At 62.5% G+C, this 17,917-nt stretch carries 20 protein-coding genes; 9 read left to right on the forward strand and 11 right to left on the reverse strand.

Going from position 1 to position 17,917, the window contains the following annotated elements:
* Window positions 1-156 precede the first annotated feature (156 nt).
* The 3 genes from ACP691_RS01515 (at window position 157) to ACP691_RS01525 (ending at window position 2,236) form a co-directional block, all read left to right on the forward strand.
* On the forward strand, window positions 157-837 hold the full coding sequence (locus ACP691_RS01515) for a Fe2+-dependent dioxygenase (RefSeq protein ID WP_040261749.1): 681 nt from the start codon (window positions 157-159) through the stop codon (window positions 835-837).
* Window positions 834-1,589, forward strand: coding sequence for a tetratricopeptide repeat protein (locus tag ACP691_RS01520; RefSeq protein ID WP_426149771.1), 756 nt, complete (start codon window positions 834-836; stop codon window positions 1,587-1,589). The genes ACP691_RS01515 and ACP691_RS01520 overlap by 4 nt, the downstream gene beginning before the upstream one ends.
* Window positions 1,590-1,669: 80 nt before the next feature.
* Complete coding sequence (locus tag ACP691_RS01525; RefSeq protein ID WP_426149772.1) at window positions 1,670-2,236, forward strand: hypothetical protein; 567 nt, start codon at window positions 1,670-1,672, stop codon at window positions 2,234-2,236.
* Between the two features lie 48 nt (window positions 2,237-2,284).
* Here the strand turns inward: ACP691_RS01525 and ACP691_RS01530 are convergent, their stop codons facing one another.
* From ACP691_RS01530 to ACP691_RS01550, 5 genes are all read right to left on the reverse strand, one after another.
* Entirely contained in the window at window positions 2,285-3,448 is a 1,164-nt protein-coding gene (locus tag ACP691_RS01530) for a type III PLP-dependent enzyme (protein ID WP_040261752.1), read from the reverse strand.
* Window positions 3,449-3,762: 314 nt separating this feature from the next.
* Window positions 3,763-4,920 (reverse strand): betaine/proline/choline family ABC transporter ATP-binding protein, encoded by a 1,158-nt coding sequence (locus tag ACP691_RS01535; RefSeq protein ID WP_426149773.1) that lies wholly within the window; start codon window positions 4,918-4,920, stop codon window positions 3,763-3,765.
* Window positions 4,917-5,570, reverse strand: a complete 654-nt coding sequence (locus tag ACP691_RS01540) for an ABC transporter permease (protein ID WP_426149774.1) — start codon at window positions 5,568-5,570, stop codon at window positions 4,917-4,919. The genes ACP691_RS01535 and ACP691_RS01540 overlap by 4 nt, the downstream gene beginning before the upstream one ends.
* Window positions 5,567-6,475: a glycine betaine ABC transporter substrate-binding protein gene (locus ACP691_RS01545; protein ID WP_426149775.1), complete on the reverse strand. Its 909-nt coding sequence runs from the start codon at window positions 6,473-6,475 to the stop codon at window positions 5,567-5,569. The genes ACP691_RS01540 and ACP691_RS01545 overlap by 4 nt, the downstream gene beginning before the upstream one ends.
* Before the next feature lie 16 nt (window positions 6,476-6,491).
* A complete protein-coding gene (locus ACP691_RS01550; protein WP_426149776.1) occupies window positions 6,492-7,211 on the reverse strand; it encodes an ABC transporter permease in 720 nt (239 codons plus the stop codon).
* A gap of 368 nt (window positions 7,212-7,579) precedes the next feature.
* Here ACP691_RS01550 and ACP691_RS01555 point away from each other — a divergent pair, with 368 nt between their 5' ends.
* The 4 genes from ACP691_RS01555 to ACP691_RS01570 all read left to right on the forward strand — a co-directional run bounded on the left by ACP691_RS01555 (window position 7,580) and on the right by ACP691_RS01570 (window position 10,494).
* The gene (locus ACP691_RS01555; RefSeq protein ID WP_426149777.1) at window positions 7,580-7,948 is read left to right on the forward strand and encodes a type II toxin-antitoxin system RelE/ParE family toxin; all 369 of its coding nucleotides are present in this window, start codon (window positions 7,580-7,582) and stop codon (window positions 7,946-7,948) included.
* Window positions 7,941-8,270 carry an XRE family transcriptional regulator gene (locus ACP691_RS01560; protein WP_426149778.1) on the forward strand — a complete coding sequence of 110 codons (330 nt, stop codon included), beginning with the start codon at window positions 7,941-7,943 and terminating at the stop codon, window positions 8,268-8,270. The genes ACP691_RS01555 and ACP691_RS01560 overlap by 8 nt, the downstream gene beginning before the upstream one ends.
* Before the next feature lie 262 nt (window positions 8,271-8,532).
* Window positions 8,533-10,116: a peptide chain release factor 3 gene (locus tag ACP691_RS01565; RefSeq protein WP_426149779.1), complete on the forward strand. Its 1,584-nt coding sequence runs from the start codon at window positions 8,533-8,535 to the stop codon at window positions 10,114-10,116.
* Window positions 10,117-10,170: 54 nt separating this feature from the next.
* On the forward strand, window positions 10,171-10,494 hold the full coding sequence (locus ACP691_RS01570; RefSeq protein ID WP_426149780.1) for an EthD family reductase: 324 nt from the start codon (window positions 10,171-10,173) through the stop codon (window positions 10,492-10,494).
* 18 nt (window positions 10,495-10,512) lie between these two features.
* Here the strand turns inward: ACP691_RS01570 and ACP691_RS01575 are convergent, their stop codons facing one another.
* Complete coding sequence (locus ACP691_RS01575) at window positions 10,513-11,511, reverse strand: SDR family NAD(P)-dependent oxidoreductase (RefSeq protein ID WP_426149781.1); 999 nt, start codon at window positions 11,509-11,511, stop codon at window positions 10,513-10,515.
* Between the two features lie 28 nt (window positions 11,512-11,539).
* Between ACP691_RS01575 and ACP691_RS01580 the strand changes: the two genes are divergently transcribed.
* Entirely contained in the window at window positions 11,540-11,716 is a 177-nt protein-coding gene (locus ACP691_RS01580) for a hypothetical protein (protein WP_426149782.1), read from the forward strand.
* A 99-nt stretch (window positions 11,717-11,815) separates the two neighbouring features.
* Complete coding sequence (locus ACP691_RS01585; RefSeq protein WP_426149783.1) at window positions 11,816-12,766, forward strand: hypothetical protein; 951 nt, start codon at window positions 11,816-11,818, stop codon at window positions 12,764-12,766.
* Window positions 12,767-13,016: 250 nt separating this feature from the next.
* Here the strand turns inward: ACP691_RS01585 and ACP691_RS01590 are convergent, their stop codons facing one another.
* From ACP691_RS01590 to ACP691_RS01610, 5 genes are all read right to left on the reverse strand, one after another.
* Window positions 13,017-13,841 (reverse strand): MBL fold metallo-hydrolase, encoded by an 825-nt coding sequence (locus tag ACP691_RS01590; protein WP_426149784.1) that lies wholly within the window; start codon window positions 13,839-13,841, stop codon window positions 13,017-13,019.
* Window positions 13,842-13,949: 108 nt separating this feature from the next.
* Complete coding sequence (locus ACP691_RS01595; RefSeq protein ID WP_426149785.1) at window positions 13,950-14,921, reverse strand: peptide ABC transporter ATP-binding protein; 972 nt, start codon at window positions 14,919-14,921, stop codon at window positions 13,950-13,952.
* Entirely contained in the window at window positions 14,921-15,889 is a 969-nt protein-coding gene (locus ACP691_RS01600) for an ABC transporter ATP-binding protein (protein WP_426149786.1), read from the reverse strand. The genes ACP691_RS01595 and ACP691_RS01600 overlap by 1 nt, the downstream gene beginning before the upstream one ends.
* 9 nt (window positions 15,890-15,898) lie before the next feature.
* Window positions 15,899-16,810 (reverse strand): ABC transporter permease subunit, encoded by a 912-nt coding sequence (locus ACP691_RS01605; RefSeq protein ID WP_040261763.1) that lies wholly within the window; start codon window positions 16,808-16,810, stop codon window positions 15,899-15,901.
* Window positions 16,811-16,820: 10 nt separating this feature from the next.
* A complete protein-coding gene (locus ACP691_RS01610; RefSeq protein ID WP_426149787.1) occupies window positions 16,821-17,831 on the reverse strand; it encodes an ABC transporter permease subunit in 1,011 nt (336 codons plus the stop codon).
* Window positions 17,832-17,917 lie beyond the last annotated feature (86 nt).

Below are 17,917 nucleotides of genomic sequence, written 5' to 3' on the forward strand. Positions count from 1 at the left end.
AAATGCTTATATGTATCAAACGAGAAATTTTGCTATTCGCTACATGATCCTGTTCTTCACGTTCTGTGGCGCGTTTAGCGCAAACGGATACACAACCCCTTGCCGACGGCGAGTGCGAATCAATATCATTGCGCCCACTTTGCCCGAGGCGCTTCCATGCTTATCCAGATCCCCGCGCTCTTCAGCCCAGATGAGGTTGCCCGCATCCGTGATGCCCTGGCGGCCACGGAGTGGGCGGATGGCAAGCTCACCGCCGGTTACCAGTCGGCCAAGGCCAAGCACAACCTGCAGCTACCCGAAGAGCATCCGCTGGCCCGGGAAATCGGCGCCGCCTTGCTCGACCGCCTGTGGCGCAACCCGCGCTTCTTGTCCGCAGCCTTGCCCCACAAGATTTTTCCGCCACTGATCAACTGCTACCGGGACGGGGGCAGCTTCGATTTTCATATCGATAACGCCGTGCGCCAGCCTCGCGGCGGAGGCGAACGCCTGCGTACCGACCTGTCCTCCACGCTGTTCCTCAGCGACCCGGCCGAGTACGACGGCGGCGAACTGGAGATCCAGGACACCTTCGGAACCCAGGCCATCAAACTGGCGGCCGGGGATATGCTGCTGTATCCCGGCACCAGTCTGCATCGAGTGCGGCCTGTTACCCGTGGAGCACGCTATGCGGCCTTCTTCTGGACGCAAAGCCTGGTGCGCGAGGATGCCCAGCGGGCCTTGCTGTTCGAGATGGACGAGGCGATCCAGGCCCTGACCGCGGACATGCCGGACCACCCGGCCTTGCTCAGGCTTACTGGCAGTTATCACAACCTGCTGCGCCGTTGGGTTGACGTGTGAGCGGCTGGGCGCTGCGTCGGGAAGAAGTCCTGGAGGCCCATGAAGTCCAGGAGCGCCTGGCCGATACGCCTCCGCGAGCGGCGCAGGCGATCCTTTCAGCCGCCGCGGCTGGGCTGACGGAAGCCCAGGCCTTGTTGGGCCAGATCCTGCTCGATGGCCGCGGCATCGAGCGCGACCCGGCACTGGCGTTGCGCTGGTTCGAGATTGCCGCCGATGCCGGGCATTTGATGGCCCGCAATATGCTGGGACGCTGCCATGAGCATGGCTGGGGATGTGAGCCCAATGCCAGCAAGGCGGCGGTCCATTACCGGATATGTGCCGAAGCCGGGCTCGACTGGGGCCTGTACAACCTGGCCAACCTGCAGGCCACGGGCCGTGGTGTGGCTCGCGACGAGCAGGCCGCGGTGGAAGGCTATCGGCACGCCGCCGAGCTGGGGCATGCCAAGTCCATGAACCTGTACGGTCGCTACCTGGAAGATGGGCGCTGTGTGGCTCGGGATGTCGCCGCGGCTCACGCCTGGTACCGGCGCTCGGCTGAGGCGGGAGACTTCCGAGGGCAGTTCAGCCATGGCGGGGTTCTGATTGCCGCAGGCAAGCTCGATGAAGGGCTGGCCTGGCTGGAAAAGGCCCGTCAGGGCGGGCATGCCGCGTTCCGCGTGGTCGCCGCGCAGGCCTTGGCGAGCTCGCCGCTGCCGCAGTTGCAGGCATTGGCCTCGGCCTGGTTGGCAGAGGAAGCCTTGCCTGCCGCCTAAAGGCGCTTTCTTGCCGGAGCATGAGCCCCACCCGCGCGATCGGCGCGCGGGCTTCTCATGCGGATGCAAGGAGCGCCTATATGGATTACCGCCCGGACCTGTCTTTCATCGCAACGCTTCACTCTGAACTGGACGGTTTCGAGGGTTTCATCGATTCGGTCGAGTACAACGCCGCCAGTACCCAGTACAGCCGTGGCGCATGGCTAACGCTGTCCACAGAGCGCGCTATCAGCCCACAGCGCTTCTGGTTCGGCTGTTATGCCCAGGCTGGCAAGCTGCGGTATGAAATCAAGACCTTTGATCCTGCCAGGCATCTGGACCTGCATCACAAGACCCTGGCCCTGAGCTACAACCGCTACGTGGGGCTTTATCTACCCGAGGCCGGCAAGCCCACACTCTGGCGGGTCCGGCAGGGTTCAAGGGCCTTCGAGGCTTCCGGGCTTGGGCCCCATGGGGACGTCACCATTTCCACGCTCGAACGACAACTCCTGGGGCCCTCCCAAGAGGGCAGCCAGCGCAGGCTGTTGGACAATTGCTATGTGCAGGTGGCGACACGAGCCTTCAGGCTGCGCCTGGACATCGAGCGTCACGGCGTACCCCGGTTCGACAGTTTCGCCAGTGACGCCTTGCCTTGGCTCTACCGGTGAAGGCTATCTTGGAAAAACGGGCGCGCTCGATGCGCGCCCTTGGGACGTTTACAAGTAGTAGGACTTCAGCGGCGGGAAGCCATTGAACTCAACGGCGCTGTAGCTGGTGGTGTAGGCTCCGGTGGACAACCAGTACAGGCGGTCACCGCTGGCCAGGTTCAGCGGCAGGCCATACTTGTAGTGCTCATACATGATGTCCGCGCTGTCGCAGGTAGGGCCAGCGATGACCACTTCTTCCACCTCGCCGTTCTTTTCCGTCCAGATCGGAAACTTGATGGATTCGTCCGTGGTTTCGATCAGGCCCGAGAACTTGCCCACGTCGGTGTAGACCCAACGCTCGACAGCGGTCCGGGATTTGCGCGCTACCAGCACCACTTCGCTGACCAGTACCCCGGCATTGGCGATCAAGGAACGGCCCGGCTCGAGAATGATCTCCGGCAGGTCGTCGCCGAAATCCTCCTTGAGGAAGCGAATGATTTCCTCGGCGTAGGTTTCCAGGCTGTTGGTGCGCTGGATGTAGTTGGCGGGGAAACCGCCACCCATGTTGATCATCTGCAGAGTGATGCCGTCTTCTTCCTTCAGACGCTCGAAGATCACCTTCACCTTGGCGATGGCCGCGTCCCACACGTCGATGTCCCGCTGCTGCGAGCCTACGTGGAAGGATACGCCATAGGGCACCAGGCCCAGCTGCTTGGCCAGGATCAGCAAGTCCAGGGCCATGTCCGGGTTGCAGCCGAACTTGCGGGAGAGCGGCCAGTCCGCCGAGGTGGAGCCTTCGGTCAGGATGCGCACGTACACCTTCGAGCCGGGCGCGGCCTTGGCGATGTTGCGCAGGTCCGCCTCCGAGTCGGTGGCGAACAGGCGAACGCCCTTCTCGTAGAAGTAGCGTACGTCCCGGGCTTTCTTGATGGTGTTGCCGTAGCTGATACGCTCCGGCCCCACACCCTGGCCCATGACCTTGTCCAGCTCGTAGATCGAGGCGATGTCGAAGTTCGAGCCTTTGTCGCGCAGCAGGTCGATGATTTCCACGGCGGGGTTGGCCTTGACCGCGTAATACACCTTGGCGAATTCGAACCCTGCGCGCAGGTCATCGTAGGCCTTGGCGATCATCTGGGTGTCGATGACCACGAAAGGGGTTTCCTGGGTGTCGGCGAAGGCCTTCATTTTCTGAAAGGTTTCGCGGGCGTAGTAATCTTCGACCTGGATGGACATAGCGCAAGTTCTCCTGGGGCTGGCAACGGGTATCTGATACAGCTGAACGCCCTCCGTATCCCCACTTTGGTTCGCCTACTTCCCAAGGCATGTCGCCGAAAGCAAAAAGGCCACGCCTCCGATGGGGTGACCTCGCTGTCTCGTCGTCAGTACTTGAGCCGGATGGATCGTTTCCAGCATGGACGTTCGGCGCGCACTGTAGGGCGTGCCATCGGCAAGATCAATAAAAAATGTCGCGTTTAAATAAATTAAACGTCGCATTTAAATAAATTAAACACGCCTTGGAGGTTTTCATTCATTGAGCTGCTCACCATTCAACCCGCTACCTGCTCGGCTGGCGATACGATACTAGTCTTCATGCCACGAGAGCGCCCGGAGCTGAGGTAGGCGGCGATGGATTCCTGAGTCACTTCGCCAAGAAACACGTTTTCCGCATTCAACACCGGCAGCCAGGCGCGGTTGAACTCGTACATTCGCGACAACAGGATGCGCAGGTGCTCGTCAGCCGCGGCGGTGGCGTTGAAGGTACGCAGGAAGTCGGCGCAGGTACCCTGCTGGCGATGCAGGTCGCGGCGGCGTACATAGCCCAGGCCGCGATTGTCCGCGTCGGTGACGACCACATAGCGACGATCATGCTCGTCCATCAGTTCCAGGGCCTCGGCTACCGGCGTCTGCGGGCTTACCGAGGGCGCATTGTCGGCGGCGTCCTCGGCTTTCACCAACAACAGGCGCTTGAGGGTACTGTCCTGGCCCACGAAGTTGCTGACGAAGTCGTCCACCGGATGAGCGAGCAGGGTGTCGGGGTGGTCCAGCTGGAGCAGCTTGCCGGCGCGGAAAATGGCGATCTTGTCCCCCAGTTTCAGCGCCTCGTCGATGTCATGGCTGACCATGATCACCGTCTTGTTCAGGGCGCGCTGCATTTCGAAGAACTCGTTCTGGATCATCTCCCGGTTGATCGGGTCCACCGCGCCGAAAGGCTCGTCCATCAACAGCACAGGCGCTTCGGCGGCCAGGGCACGGATCACGCCGATTCGCTGCTGCTGGCCGCCAGACAGCTCACGAGGATAGCGACTCAGGTATTGCTTGGGCTCCAGCTTGATCATGCTCATCAGCTCGCGAGCGCGTTCACGGCAGCGTTGCTTGTCCCAACCCAGCAGGCGAGGCACCACGGTGATGTTCTCCTCGATGGTCATGTTGGGAAACAGGCCGATCTGCTGGATCACATAGCCGATCTGACGCCGTAGCGTTACCTCATCCAGGGCGCTGGTGTCCTCGCCGTTGATCAGCACCTTGCCCGAGGTAGGCTCGATCAGACGGTTGATCATCTTCAGGGTGGTGCTCTTGCCGCATCCCGAGGGGCCAAGGAATACGCAGATCTCCCCCTCGTTCACGGTCAGGCTGACCGCATCCACGGCCCGCACGTCCTTGCCATTGCTGGTGAAGGTCTTGGTGAGATTTTGCAGTTCGATCATTTGAGCAGCCCCTTTGGCGTCAGCGAGCGTTGCAGTGCCTGCAGCAGCAGGTCGGCGATGATGGCGAGCACGCTCACCAGGACCGCGCCCACCACCAGCATCGACATGTCGCTACGGCTGATGGAAGTGAGGATAAGCACACCGAGGCCGCCGGCCCCGATGGTGGCGGCGATGGTCATGACACCGATGTTCATCACCACGGCCGTGCGGACGCCGGCCAGGATTACCGGTACCGCGATCGGCAGTTCGACCATGCGCAGGCGCTGGCCGAAGGTCATGCCGATGCCCTTGGCGGCTTCGCGGATGCCGGGTTCGACGTTGCTCAATGCCAGGTAGGTGTTGCGCAGGATGGGCAGCAGCGAATAGAGAAACACTGCGGTGATGGCCGGCAACGGCCCCAGGCCTTGGCCGAATCGGGAATAGAAGGGCAGCAACAGGCCAAAGAGCGCGATGGACGGGATGGTCAGCAGCACAGTGGCGGCGGCCTGCAGGGGGCCGGCCAGGACGGGAAAACGGGTCATGAGAATCCCCGCCGGCACGCCGATGAGAATCGCCAGGCCAACGGCAATACCCACCAGCATCACGTGTTGCCCGGTGAGCTGCAGCACCTGCTGCCAATCCATGTGCTGGAAGGTCGCGAGCCAGTTCATTTCGCCTCCTTCAGTTCAGGGTGCTGGGCCAGGAAGGCTTCGGCCACTGCCCCGGGGTTCTGGTGATCCACGTCTACCTTGGCGTTGAGCTGGCGCATGGTGGCGTTGTCCAGCAGTTCGGCCAGTGGCTTGAGCAGCCTGGCCAGTTCCGGATGCTGGTCGAGCACCGCCTTGCGCACCACGGGCGCGGCCGTGTAATCGGGAAAATAGTGCCTGTCGTCTTCGAGCACCTTGAGCTTGAACGCGTCCAGGCGCCCATCGGTGGTGTATACCAGGCCGGTGAAGACCTGGCCGTTGCGCAAGGCGGTATAGACCAGCCCGGCATCCATCTGGCGAATATCCCGGCGCTTGAAGGCCAGGCCATAAGCCTCCGTCAGCCCGACCAGCCCGTCCGGGCGGTTGGCGAACTCGGTGTCCAGGGCCAGCACGTGGCTTTTGTCCTGTTCGCGTTTCACCAGGTCATTGAGCTCGGTGATGGTGCTCACTTCGGGATACCGTTGGGCAATCTTGTCCGGCAGTGCCAGGGCGTAGGTATTGTTGAACTTCGAAGGCGACAGCCATACCAGCCCCTTGCGGGCGTCCAGTTCCTTGACTCGGGCATAGGTGGCGTCGCTGTCGAGCTTTTCGTTCACATGGTTGTACGACACCAGGGAAACACCGGTGTACTCCCAGAGCAGGTCCAGTTGGCCACTCTCCTGGGCGCTGCGGGCGATATTGCTGCCCAGCCCGCCGGTGATCTCCGTACGGTAGCCCTTGGTGGCCAGGTACTTGGAGGTCAGTGTCGCCAGCACCGTCTGCTCGGTGAACACTCGGGCGCCGATGCGCAGCAGGGGTGTGTCATCCGCGGCCTGGGCAATACCCGTGAACAGCAGGGCTGCCGTCAGCAGCCAGCCTGTCTTGATCATCTGTTCATTCCTTGTGTTAGCGGGCAGGGGCCAGGCCGCGTTCGAGCCAGGTGCGGCTGATCCACAGCACCAGGCCATCCAGGGCGAGCGCCAGCAGCGCGGTGCAGGCGGCCCCCAGCACCAGCTGAGGCTGGTTGTTCAGGGCGATGCCGGGGAATATCAGGCTGCCCAGGCTGTTGGCGCCGATCAGGAACGACAGGGGAGCGGTGCCCACGTTCAGGGCCAGGGCCACGCGTACCCCGCCAATGATGATGGGAACGGCATTGGGCAATTCCACCTGCCAGAGGGTCTGGGCCGGGGTCATTCCGATGCCCGTGGCGGCTTCCTTGAGCGAGGCGGGTACGTTCTTCAAGCCTTCGTAGGTGTTGCGCACGATGGGCAGCAAGGAGGCGAGGAATAGCGCAAGAATGGCCGGGCCGCTGCCGATGCCCAGAATGCCGAGGGCGATGGCCAGCACGGCCAGGGGTGGCACCGTGTTGCCGATGTTGAACACCTGCATGAAGCGTTCGGCGCTGTGGGCTCGGGCCGGGCGGCTGAGCCATATACCGGCGGGAATGCCCATGCCCAGGGCGGCCAGCATCGAAATCAGTACCAGTTCCAGGTGAGCCTGCAGGTAGAACAGCAAGTCATCCTGATAATGTTTTAGCGTGTCTATGCCAATCCAGTGGATCAGCAGGGCCAGGACGGCGAGCACAGCGGCGCCCCCTGCCAGGCCCGTTCCATAGCGTGTGGCCACAGACGTCTCCTGTCGTATCAGTCTGCGCGGGTGCGTTGGCCTGGCCATGAAGGCTCGCGAACCACACCGGCGCGAATAGCGGTCGGCCTGCCCCGGAAAGAGGTCTGGCACAACCATGAGCACGGCCTCGTCAGGCCGAAAACGCACGTTGTCGCTGCCACGCAAGCGAAGCGGTCACGCGGCAATGGACGGCTCCATGGTTTCAAAGGTTCCCATACCCGGGCACGGCTGGCCACCTGGAAAATGCCAGGCGGGTGAGAACGCTCGTTGAACTGGGCTATGATTTGTTCCCATTTCTTGCCAGGCTTGGATGGACAATTGCCCAAACTATATACTTGAGGGTGTATTCACTTAAGGGTATATTTTCGATGGTGTGGCTTGTCGAGTTTTGTGATGAGTTTGAGCCGGAATTCGATGCCATGGTGGAGCTGGTTCAGGATGAATTGCTGGCACAGCTCAAATTGCTGGAATGTTTTGGGCCGGCACTGGGACGTCCCCAAGTGGATACCCTTAACGACTCGAGACACGCCAACATGAAGGAGCTGCGCTTCAAGGCTGATAATGGAGTATGGCGTGTGGCCTTCGCGTTCGATCCGCAAAGGAAGGCTGTTCTGCTTGTCAGTGGCGACAAGTCAGGCACGAGCGAAAAGAGATTCTACAAGGCTCTGATCAAGCGCGCGGACGTGCGCTTTGACCGGCATCTGAGCGCAATGGGAAAAGGGGAAGATAATGGCTAAGTCACTCGACCACGTTATGAAAGGGCTTCCTCCTGCTCGTCGTCAAAGGATCGAGCAGCGGGGCGCGGAGCTCATCGCGGAACAGATGACCTTGCAGGAGCTTCGCAAGGAATTGAATCTCACGCAGGAAGCCATGGCCGACCTTCTTCATATTAAGCAAGGTAATGTCTCCAAGGTCGAGAAGCGTACCGACATGCTGCTCTCCACGCTGCGCGAGTACGTGGAAGCGATGGGTGGGACGCTGGAACTGGTTGCCCGGCTTCCCGGTCGTGGCCCGGTAAGGCTGGAAGGTCTTGGCGACCTGAACGCGGACCTTAAGTAAGAAACAGGGCTGGCCTGACGGTTGGCCTCCTGGTTTGCAGCCAGACACTTTTTGCCTACCGCCCAGGTCAAAGCTATCGACAGCGTACCGACCGCTCCCCCATCGAAAGAAGCCAGTAGGAAGTTAGCGGGTAATGCTGGATATAGGGATAATAGCCCCATCGTCAGGGGCTCCCTGCCCCTATTCGCCAAACGGGTGAGAACGCTCGCTGAACTGGGCTATAATCTGTGCCCTTTTTTGTTCAGCTCCCGGGCGATTTTCCATGACCCAGCAGGCCGCCGAAGTCGCGAAGCGCCGTACCTTCGCAATCATTTCCCACCCCGACGCCGGTAAAACCACCATCACCGAAAAGCTGTTGCTGATGGGCAAGGCGATCGCCGTGGCCGGTACGGTCAAATCGCGTAAATCCGACCGGCACGCCACTTCCGACTGGATGGAAATGGAAAAGCAGCGGGGTATCTCCATTACCACCTCGGTCATGCAATTCCCCTACCGCGAACACATGATCAACCTGCTCGACACCCCCGGCCACGAAGACTTCTCCGAAGACACCTACCGCACCCTGACCGCGGTGGATTCGGCGCTGATGGTGCTCGACGGCGGCAAGGGCGTGGAACCGCGCACCATCGCGCTGATGGACGTGTGCCGCCTGCGCGACACGCCCATCGTCAGCTTCATCAACAAACTGGACCGGGACATCCGCGACCCCATCGAGCTGCTGGACGAAATCGAGGCCGTGCTGAAGATCAAGGCCGCTCCCATCACCTGGCCCATCGGCTGCTACCGGGACTTCAAGGGTGTGTATCACCTGGAAGGCGACTACATCATCGTCTATACGCCGGGGCATGGTCATGAGCGCACCGAGGCCAAGATCATCGAGAAGCTGGACTCGGACGAAGCCCGCGCCCATCTGGGCGACGAGTACGAACGGTTCATCGAGCAGCTCGAACTGGTTCAAGGCGCCTGTCACCCCTTCGATGCCGATGAGTTCATGAACGGCCAGCTCACCCCCGTGTTCTTCGGTACCGCCCTGGGCAACTTCGGGGTAGACCACGTGCTCGACGCGGTGGTCGACTGGGCGCCCCGCCCCTTGCCTCGCGTGGCCCACGAGCGCTCGGTCGAGCCCACCGAAGAGAAGTTCTCCGGTTTCGTGTTCAAGATCCAGGCGAACATGGACCCCAAGCACCGGGACCGTATCGCCTTCATGCGCATCTGTTCGGGCCGCTACGAGCAGGGCATGAAACTGCGTCATGTGCGTACCGGCAAGGACCTGCGCATCGGCGACGCCCTGACCTTCTTCTCCTCGGAGCGTGAGCAACTGGTGGAAGCCTTCGCCGGCGACATCATCGGCCTGCATAACCATGGCACCATCCAGATCGGCGATACCTTCACCGAAGGCGAGAGCCTGGGCTTCACCGGCATTCCACACTTTGCCCCGGAGCTGTTTCGCCGCGTGCGCCTGAAGGACCCGCTCAAGTCCAAGCAGTTGCGCCAGGGCTTGCAGCAACTGGCCGAGGAGGGCGCCACCCAGGTGTTCTTCCCCGAGCGCAGCAACGACATCATCCTCGGCGCGGTGGGGGTGCTCCAGTTCGACGTGGTCGCCAGCCGCCTGAAGGAAGAGTACAAGGTCGAGTGCGCCTACGAGCCGGTTACCGTATGGTCGGCGCGCTGGATCTCCTGCGACGATAAGAAAAAGCTCGAGGAATTCAAGAACAAGGCGGTCGAGAACCTGGCGGTGGATGGCGGTGGCCACCTTACCTACCTAGCCCCTACCCGGGTCAACCTGTCGGTGATGGAAGAACGCTGGCCTGACGTCAGTTTCCGCGCCACTCGCGAACATCATTGATCCGTAGCGCTTACGGACTATGCTGGGCCTTTCCCTCGATGAAAGGCCCTTCGCATGATCAAGGTTTCCGTGCTCTACCCCAACGCCGCCGGCGCCAGCTTCGACCACGAGTACTACCTCAAGACCCACATGGCCCTGGTTAAGGAGCGTTTCGGTCCCAACCTGCTCGGCTACAGCGTGGATCGTGGGCTTGCCGGGGATGACGGCGCCACGCCGCCGCTCTATGTGACCCAGTGCAACCTGTATTTCGAATCCATGGCCAGCCTTGGAGCGGTCATGGGCGCCCATGGTGGTGAGCTCAACGCCGACGTGCCCAACTTCACCAATATCACCCCGGTCACCCAGCTCAGCGAAGTGCTGGTGGACAACCGCCCATAACCTCAGGCTAGGGGCCGCTCAGCCCTCGCGCTTCATCCGTTTCCGGATGCCGCCGTCCACGTCCTGGCCTTGCGCCACAGGTCGATGCAGGGTGCCTGACGTGGGCGTGGCGCCAGGGTGCATTTCGATTTCCGCTTTCTCAAGAATCAGCCCGGAAAGCCGTTCATTGAGCCCCGGCGTCAGGCGGTGGCTCCAGTAGGCCAGCTTGGCCTTGTAACCTACGGTGATCTCCTGCTGAGGCTGCAGGTAGGCCCGTACTACCGCGACCACGGCCTTCGCTGCCGGGTCCATGGTGGGAATACGCGTCTGATGTCCGGTGTAGTTACCGACGTGATCCCACAGTGGTGTGTCCAGGGCCCAGGGCAAGACAGTGCTCACCTGGATCAGCCGCTGGCGACGCAGGCGCAGTTCTTCGTTGAGTACCCGGCCCAGCATCGACACGCCTGCCTTGGAAGCCGAGTAGGCGGCCTGGTAAGCATGGGGCACTTCGCTATCCACTGAACCTACGTTGATCAAATTGCCGTAGCCCTGCGCTTCGAACTGTCGCATCGCCAGATAGCTGCCGGTCACCATGGCCTTGAGGTTGGTATCGAGCAACCGATGCTGGTCTTCCAGCGGTATCTCGTCGAAGCGTCCGATCACCGCCACGCCGGCGTTGTTGATCCAGCCATCGATGGCACCAAACGCGCCTACGGCGGTTTCCAGGAGATGCTGCATCTGGGCGGTATCAGTGACATCGGTCGGTACCATCACCGCTTGGCCCCCTTCGCCTTCGATCTGGGTGACCAGGCTCTCCAGCGCCTCGGCGCGACGAGCCGCCAACACCACCCGTGCGCCGCTGCGGCCGAGTTCCAGTGCCACGCCTCGGCCCAGGCCGCTGGAAGCGCCAGTGATCACGAAGGTCTTCCCGGCGAGACGGCTGCGTTCGGACGACGAAAGAGGGCGGGTGACCCGACGGGACATCAATACAGCAGCGGCAGGAACGGCTAGCAGCAACGGCCAGGTACGGAACGACATGGCAAACCTCGTTTATCAGGATGTAGTCATGCTGACCGATCTTGGGTTTGCCGAGTTTGACCAACTCGACGATAGCGCGACGGGAGGTGAAGGAAGGACATGGTCCGACGGGGCGTGCAACTGTTTCGCCATGTTGCAGAACACCCTGAGATCAGAGGCTTTGCGGGCATTTTGCATGATGATGGCTAACGAGGGTCTGTTTTAAGTTATTGATTTTTATACGAACACTAATGTCAAGGCCCTGGCACGTACGGTGCAATGTTTAAAGCGCCGGACTTATTGTCAACTAAAAAAAGGGCTCAAAATGATCACCACTGCCGAATATTCAACCGCTGCCAACGATGGCCCGAACCGCTCAGGCGTTTCCTGGGCGGCCATCTTTGCAGGCGCCGCCGCGGCGGCAGCCTTGTCGTTGATCCTGATTGTGCTGGGAGCAGGCCTGGGTTTTGCCGCTACCTCGCCTTGGGCCGACGAAGGGGCCAGTGCCAAGACCCTGGGCATTTCCAGCATCTTGTGGCTGTTGATCACTGCCATCCTGGCCTCTGGGCTGGGCGGATACCTGGCGGGCCGGCTGCGCGTGAAGTGGGCCAACCTGCATGGCGATGAGGTCTATTTCCGCGACACCGCCCATGGGTTCCTGGCTTGGGCTGTGGCGACCCTGGTGACCACCGCGTTGGTAGTCGGTACTGCGGGCAATGTAGTGACCGCGGGTGCCCAGGCCGGCGCCAGCGTCGCTTCTGGCGCGGCCACCGTGGCTGGCAGTGCGGCGGGCGGCATGGCGGCCAATGGCAATGACCCCATGGGCTATTTCACTGACACCCTGTTCCGAGGCGAAGGCCCGGCGCCTGTCAGCGACGATGCAGTCAACGGCGTTGCCGGTCGTATCTTCTCCAAGGCCATGGCCGGGGATGGCACCCTGAATGCCGAGGACCGCGCCTACCTGGCTCAACTGGTCGCCCAACGTACTCGTCTGACCCAACCGGAAGCCGAGGCACGGGTAGATCAGGTGTATGCCCAGCTGCGCAAGGCCGCCGACGATGCCAAGGTCGCTGCCAAACAGGCTGCCGACGCTGCCGCCGAGGCCGCGGCCTGGGCCTCCCTGTGGACCTTTATCGCCCTGCTGTGCGGCGCCTTCTTCGCCAGCCTGGCCGCGCTCTTCGGTGGTCGCCAGCGCGACGCGGCTCGCTACCTGGATGCTCACAACCTGAACGTTCATGGCCATGCCACCCAAACCACCACGGTTCCGGTCCGCTAAGCCAACCTTACCTTTCTGAAAAGGAGATACAACATGCGCTCTCTACTGCTGTGGTTCCTGGGCATTCCGATCCCGATCATCATTCTGATCGCCTTGTTCGTGCACTGAGACTGGCGCACGAGCTGTAACTCAACGCCGTGACCTAGTCACGGCGTTTTTGCGATCAATCAGATATCCCGCCGTAGCAGCCGGCCTTGGCCGCGACCCGGCCTGACACCACGTTATGTTCGGTCGCCGCCAAGGCGGGCTGCTATGAGGTATAACGCTCCAGCTCCATCGCGTCATGGCTGCAGAACATTCGAACGTGCTGGTCGGTGGCGATGGAAAGGGCCCGCAAGCGGTTCTGATTATCCACGCGCTGGGCGTGATCAGAATCCATCATTCGTTGGTAGAAGCGAAGGCCTGGCGTGCAAAGACGCTCGGGGGTGCCTACCTCGCCCCGGTAGAAATAGGCATCGCCTGCGTGAAGCAGCCACCCTTCGGCGGTGCGTACGGCGATGCCGGCATGGCCCGGCGTATGACCAGGCAAGGGAATCAGCAGAATGTCATCGCGGGTGCCCAATGGTGTGCGCACCGAGCCGAAACCATTCCAGCGCTCTCCCTCGGGCTGGTAAAACGCCCAATTGCCTACCCGATCCCATTGCTGGCGTCGGAAACGTCGGCTGTCGCGCCAGCCGCTGGCCTGGCGAGCCGCATCCATTTCAGCCTGCAGCACATGCACGGTGGCCTGAGGGAAGTCCTCCAGCCCGCCCGCGTGGTCGAAGTCCAGGTGGGTCAATACGATATGACGCACGTCGGTAGGGCTGAAGCCCAGCTGGCGCACCTGCTCCAAGGCGGTATAGCGATGCTCCAGGCGGATATTGTTGAAGTAGCGGAAGAACCCGCTCAGGCGCTGGCTGGGGATTTTCACATCCTGGCTACCGAAGCCGGTATCCACCAGCACCAGGCCGTCATTGTCGGTTTCGATCAATAGGCAATGACAGACCAGCCGAGCGGTAAGCCCGCGACTGAAGCCATCGAACAATGCACCGCCTAGGGGGCACATACAGCCGCAATTGAGATGATGGATGCGCATGGAGAGGTCCGTTCAGCGAGTCTGTACAGACGACTGCGCGAGCGGGGCCAGCGATCCTTGCTGGCGATCAACGGCTACCCGGCGCCTGGGGGGCGCCGGGCGTCGTTCTTACTTGAGGAACTGCTCGGCGTAGTGGCACGCCACATGGCGCGTGCCCACCGGGCGGAAGGCGGGGACCTCGGTCACGCAACGCTCGGTGGCGTAAGGGCAACGCTTGTGGAACGGGCAGCCGGACGGCGGGTTCAAGGGATTGGGCAGCTCACCCGCGATCTTGATCCGAGGCTTGTCCGGGTCGGGCTTGATGGTCGGCGTGGCCGATAGCAGCGCCTGGGTATAGGGGTGCAGCGGGTTATGGTAAAGGTCTTCCTTGGGCCCCATTTCCGCGGGCCGCCCCAGGTACATCACCAGCACATCGTCCGCTACGTGACGCACCACCGCCAGGTTGTGGGAGATGAACACATAGGCCGTCTGGTATTGCTGCTGCAGGTCCATGAACAGGTTCAGCACCTGCGCCTGGATGGATACGTCCAGCGCGGAGGTGGGCTCGTCCGCCACCAGCACCTTCGGTTGCAGCATCATTGCCCGGGCCAGGGCGATGCGCTGACGCTGCCCGCCGGAGAACATGTGGGGGTAACGCTGGTAATGCTCAGGGCGCAGGCCCACCTGCTGCATCATTGCCTGCACTTTCTCGCGACGCTCGGCCTTGGTCAGCGTCGTGTTGATCAGCAGGGGCTCGGCCAGCTGGTCGCCGATCTTCTGCCGCGGGTTGAGGGAGGCGTAGGGGCTCTGGAACACCATCTGCACGTCCCGGCGCAGTTGCTTGCGCTGTTCCTTGCTGGCGCCCGCCACTTCCTGCCCGGCAATCTTCAAGGAACCGGAGCTAGGCTCTTCGATGAGTGTCAGCTGGCGCGCCAGGGTGGACTTGCCACAACCGGACTCGCCCACCACGGCCAGGGTTTTCCCGGCTTCGAGCTCGAAGGACACGCCATTGAGCGCGCGTACGGTCGCGTGCGGCTTGAACATGCCTTGGGCGACTTCATAGTGGCGAGTGAGCTCGCGGGCGGTAAGTACGACGCTCATCACGCCACCTCCTGGTTACGCGGGTAGAAGCAACGGGCCAGGCTGTGGGCTTTCGGGTCCAGGGCCGGGCGCTGTTGACGGCAGTTTTCTTGAACGTAGGGGCAGCGCGGCGACAGTAGGCAACCCTGGGGGCGGTCGTAGCGCCCAGGCACGATGCCCGGCAGGGTAGACAGCCGCTCGGCCCCTTCGCTGTGCTCCGGGATGGCCGCCAGCAAGGCTTCGGTGTAGGGGTGCGCCGGCACGTCGAACAGCTGCGGCACCTGGCCCACTTCCACGGCCTGGCCGGCGTACATCACGCACACCCGCTGGGCGGTTTCGGCGACCACGGCCAGGTCATGGGTGATCAGGATCAGGGCCATGTCCTGATCCTTCTGCAGGGCCAGCAGCAGGTCCATGATCTGCGCCTGGATGGTCACGTCCAGGGCGGTGGTGGGTTCGTCAGCGATCAGCAGCTTGGGCTCGGCGGCGATAGCCATGGCAATGGCCACGCGCTGGCTCATGCCGCCGGACAGCTGGTGCGGGTAGGCATCGAGGCGGCTGGCGGCGGCGGGGATCTCCACCTTCTGCAGAAGCTCCAGGGCACGCGCCCGCGCGGCCCGGCCCGACAGGCCCAGATGCGTGCGCAACACTTCCTCGATCTGGAAGCCTACGGTATAGCTCGGGTTGAGCGCGGTCATCGGGTCCTGGAAGATCATCGCCAGGTCCTTGCCGACCACATGCCGACGCTGGCGTCGGCTGAGCTTGAGCATGTCCTGGCCATCGAAGCGCAGGGTGTCGGCGCTGATGATGCCGGGCGCTTCCACCAGGCCCATCAGGGCCATCATGGTGACGGACTTGCCGGAGCCGGACTCGCCGACGATGGCGAGCACTTCCCCGCGATTCACCGAAAGGTCGAGGCCGTCCACCACCGGCACCGCGCTGGCGTCGCCGAAGCGCACGCTCAGGTTCTTGATTTCGAGCAATGACATGGGGCCTCCTCAGATCGCATTCTTGAGTTTCGGGTCCAGCGCGTCGCGCAGGCCGTCGCCCATCAGGTTGATTGCCAGCACGCTGAGCAGGATGGTTAAGCCAGGCAGGCTCACCACCCACCAGGCGCGCTCTATGTAGTCGCGCGCGGAGGCCAGCATGGTGCCCCACTCCGGGGTCGGCGGCTGTACGCCCAGGCCTAGGAAGCCCAGCGCCGCGGCATCGAGGATGGCCGAGGAGAAGCTCAGGGTGGCCTGCACGATCAGCGGCGCCAGGCAATTGGGCAGAACGGTCACGAACATCAGGCGCGGCAGGCTGGCGCCGGCCAGTTTCGCGGCAGTCACATAGTCGCGGTTCAGCTCGCCCATCACTGCGGCGCGGGTCAGGCGAACATAGGAAGGCAGGGACACTACCGCAATGGCGATCACGGTATTGATCAGCCCGGCGCCGAGGATGGCTACGATGGCCACTGCCAGCAACAGCGAGGGCAGGGCCAGCATGATGTCCATCAGGCGCATGATGGTCGGCCCGAGGATGCGCGGGAAGAACCCCGCCAGCAGGCCCATGAGGATGCCCGGGATCAGCGACATCAGCACCGAGGACAGGCCGATCAGCAAGGACAGGCGCGCGCCGTGGATCAGGCGCGACAGCAGGTCCCGGCCCAGTTCGTCGGTGCCCAGCAGGTACTTGAGCTGGCCGCCCTCGGCCCAGGAGGGTGGGGTCAGCAGCGCATCGCGGAATTGCTCGCTGGGATCGAAAGGCGCGACCCAGGGGGCGAACAGCGCGCAGAACACTACGACGGCCATGAACAGCAGGCCGGCCACGGCGCCCTTGTTGCGGGCGAAGGCTTTCCAGAATTCCTTCAGGGGCGAAGGGTACAGCAGGCTTTGATCGACTGCCGCGGGTTGAGCTTGGGTATTCATGGGCAGGATCTCAGCGCTGGTGACGGATGCGTGGGTTGGCCAGGCCGTAGAGAATGTCCACGACGAAGTTGACCAGGATGATCAGGCAGGCGATCAGCAGGATGCCATTCTGAACCACGGGATAGTCACGGGCGCCGATGGCCTCGATCAGCCATTTGCCGATGCCCGGCCAGGAGAAGATGGTTTCCGTGAGCACGGCACCGGCCAGCAGGGTGCCTACCTGCAGCCCGAACACGGTCAGCACCGGAATCAAGGCGTTGCGCAGGCCATGCACGAACACCACGCGGGCAGGGGAGAGCCCTTTGGCGCGAGCGGTGCGGATGTAGTCCTCGCGCAGTACTTCGAGCATCGAGGAGCGGGTCATGCGGGCGATCACTGCCAGCGGGATGGTACCCAGCACGATGGCCGGCAGGATCAGGTGGCGCAGGGCATCCATCCAGGCGCCTTCGTCTTCGCTGAACAGGGTATCGATGAGCATGAAGCCGGTTTTCGGCTCGATGTCGTAGAGCAGATCGATGCGCCCGGACACGGGCGTCCAGCCCAGTTGCACCGAAAAGAACATGATCAGGATCAGGCCCCACCAGAAAATGGGCATGGAATAACCGGCCAGGGAGATGCCCATCACGCCATGGTCGAACAGCGAGCCGCGCCGCAGCGCCGCGATCACCCCGGCCAGCAGGCCCAGCACGCCGGCGAAGATGAGCGCGGCGATGGACAGCTCCAGGGTAGCGGGGAACAAGGTGGTGAATTCGGTCCAGACGCTTTCACGGGTCCTCAGGGACTGGCCCAGGTCACCGTGCGCCAGTTGCGCGATGTAGTTGCCGTACTGCACATACAACGGCTTGTTCAGCCCCAGGCGCTCCATGGCCTGGGCATGCATCTCGGGGTCGACCCGCCGTTCCCCCATCATCACTTCCACCGGATCGCCGGGGATGAGGCGTATCAACGCGAACGTCAGCAGGGTGATGCCGAAGAAGGTGGGGATCAGCAATCCCAATCGGCGGGCAATAAAGCTCAACATTTCAGGGTCATACCTCGTCGGCCAGTACGGCCGAGGCGCAAGGGGGGTGGCCCTTGCGCCTCGGAGCCCTCCGCTGGCCTGGATGA

Origin of the sequence: Pseudomonas sp. DC3200b2, assembly GCF_049895785.1 — a bacterium.
Classification (GTDB): Bacteria; Pseudomonadota; Gammaproteobacteria; order Pseudomonadales; family Pseudomonadaceae; genus Aquipseudomonas; species Aquipseudomonas massiliensis.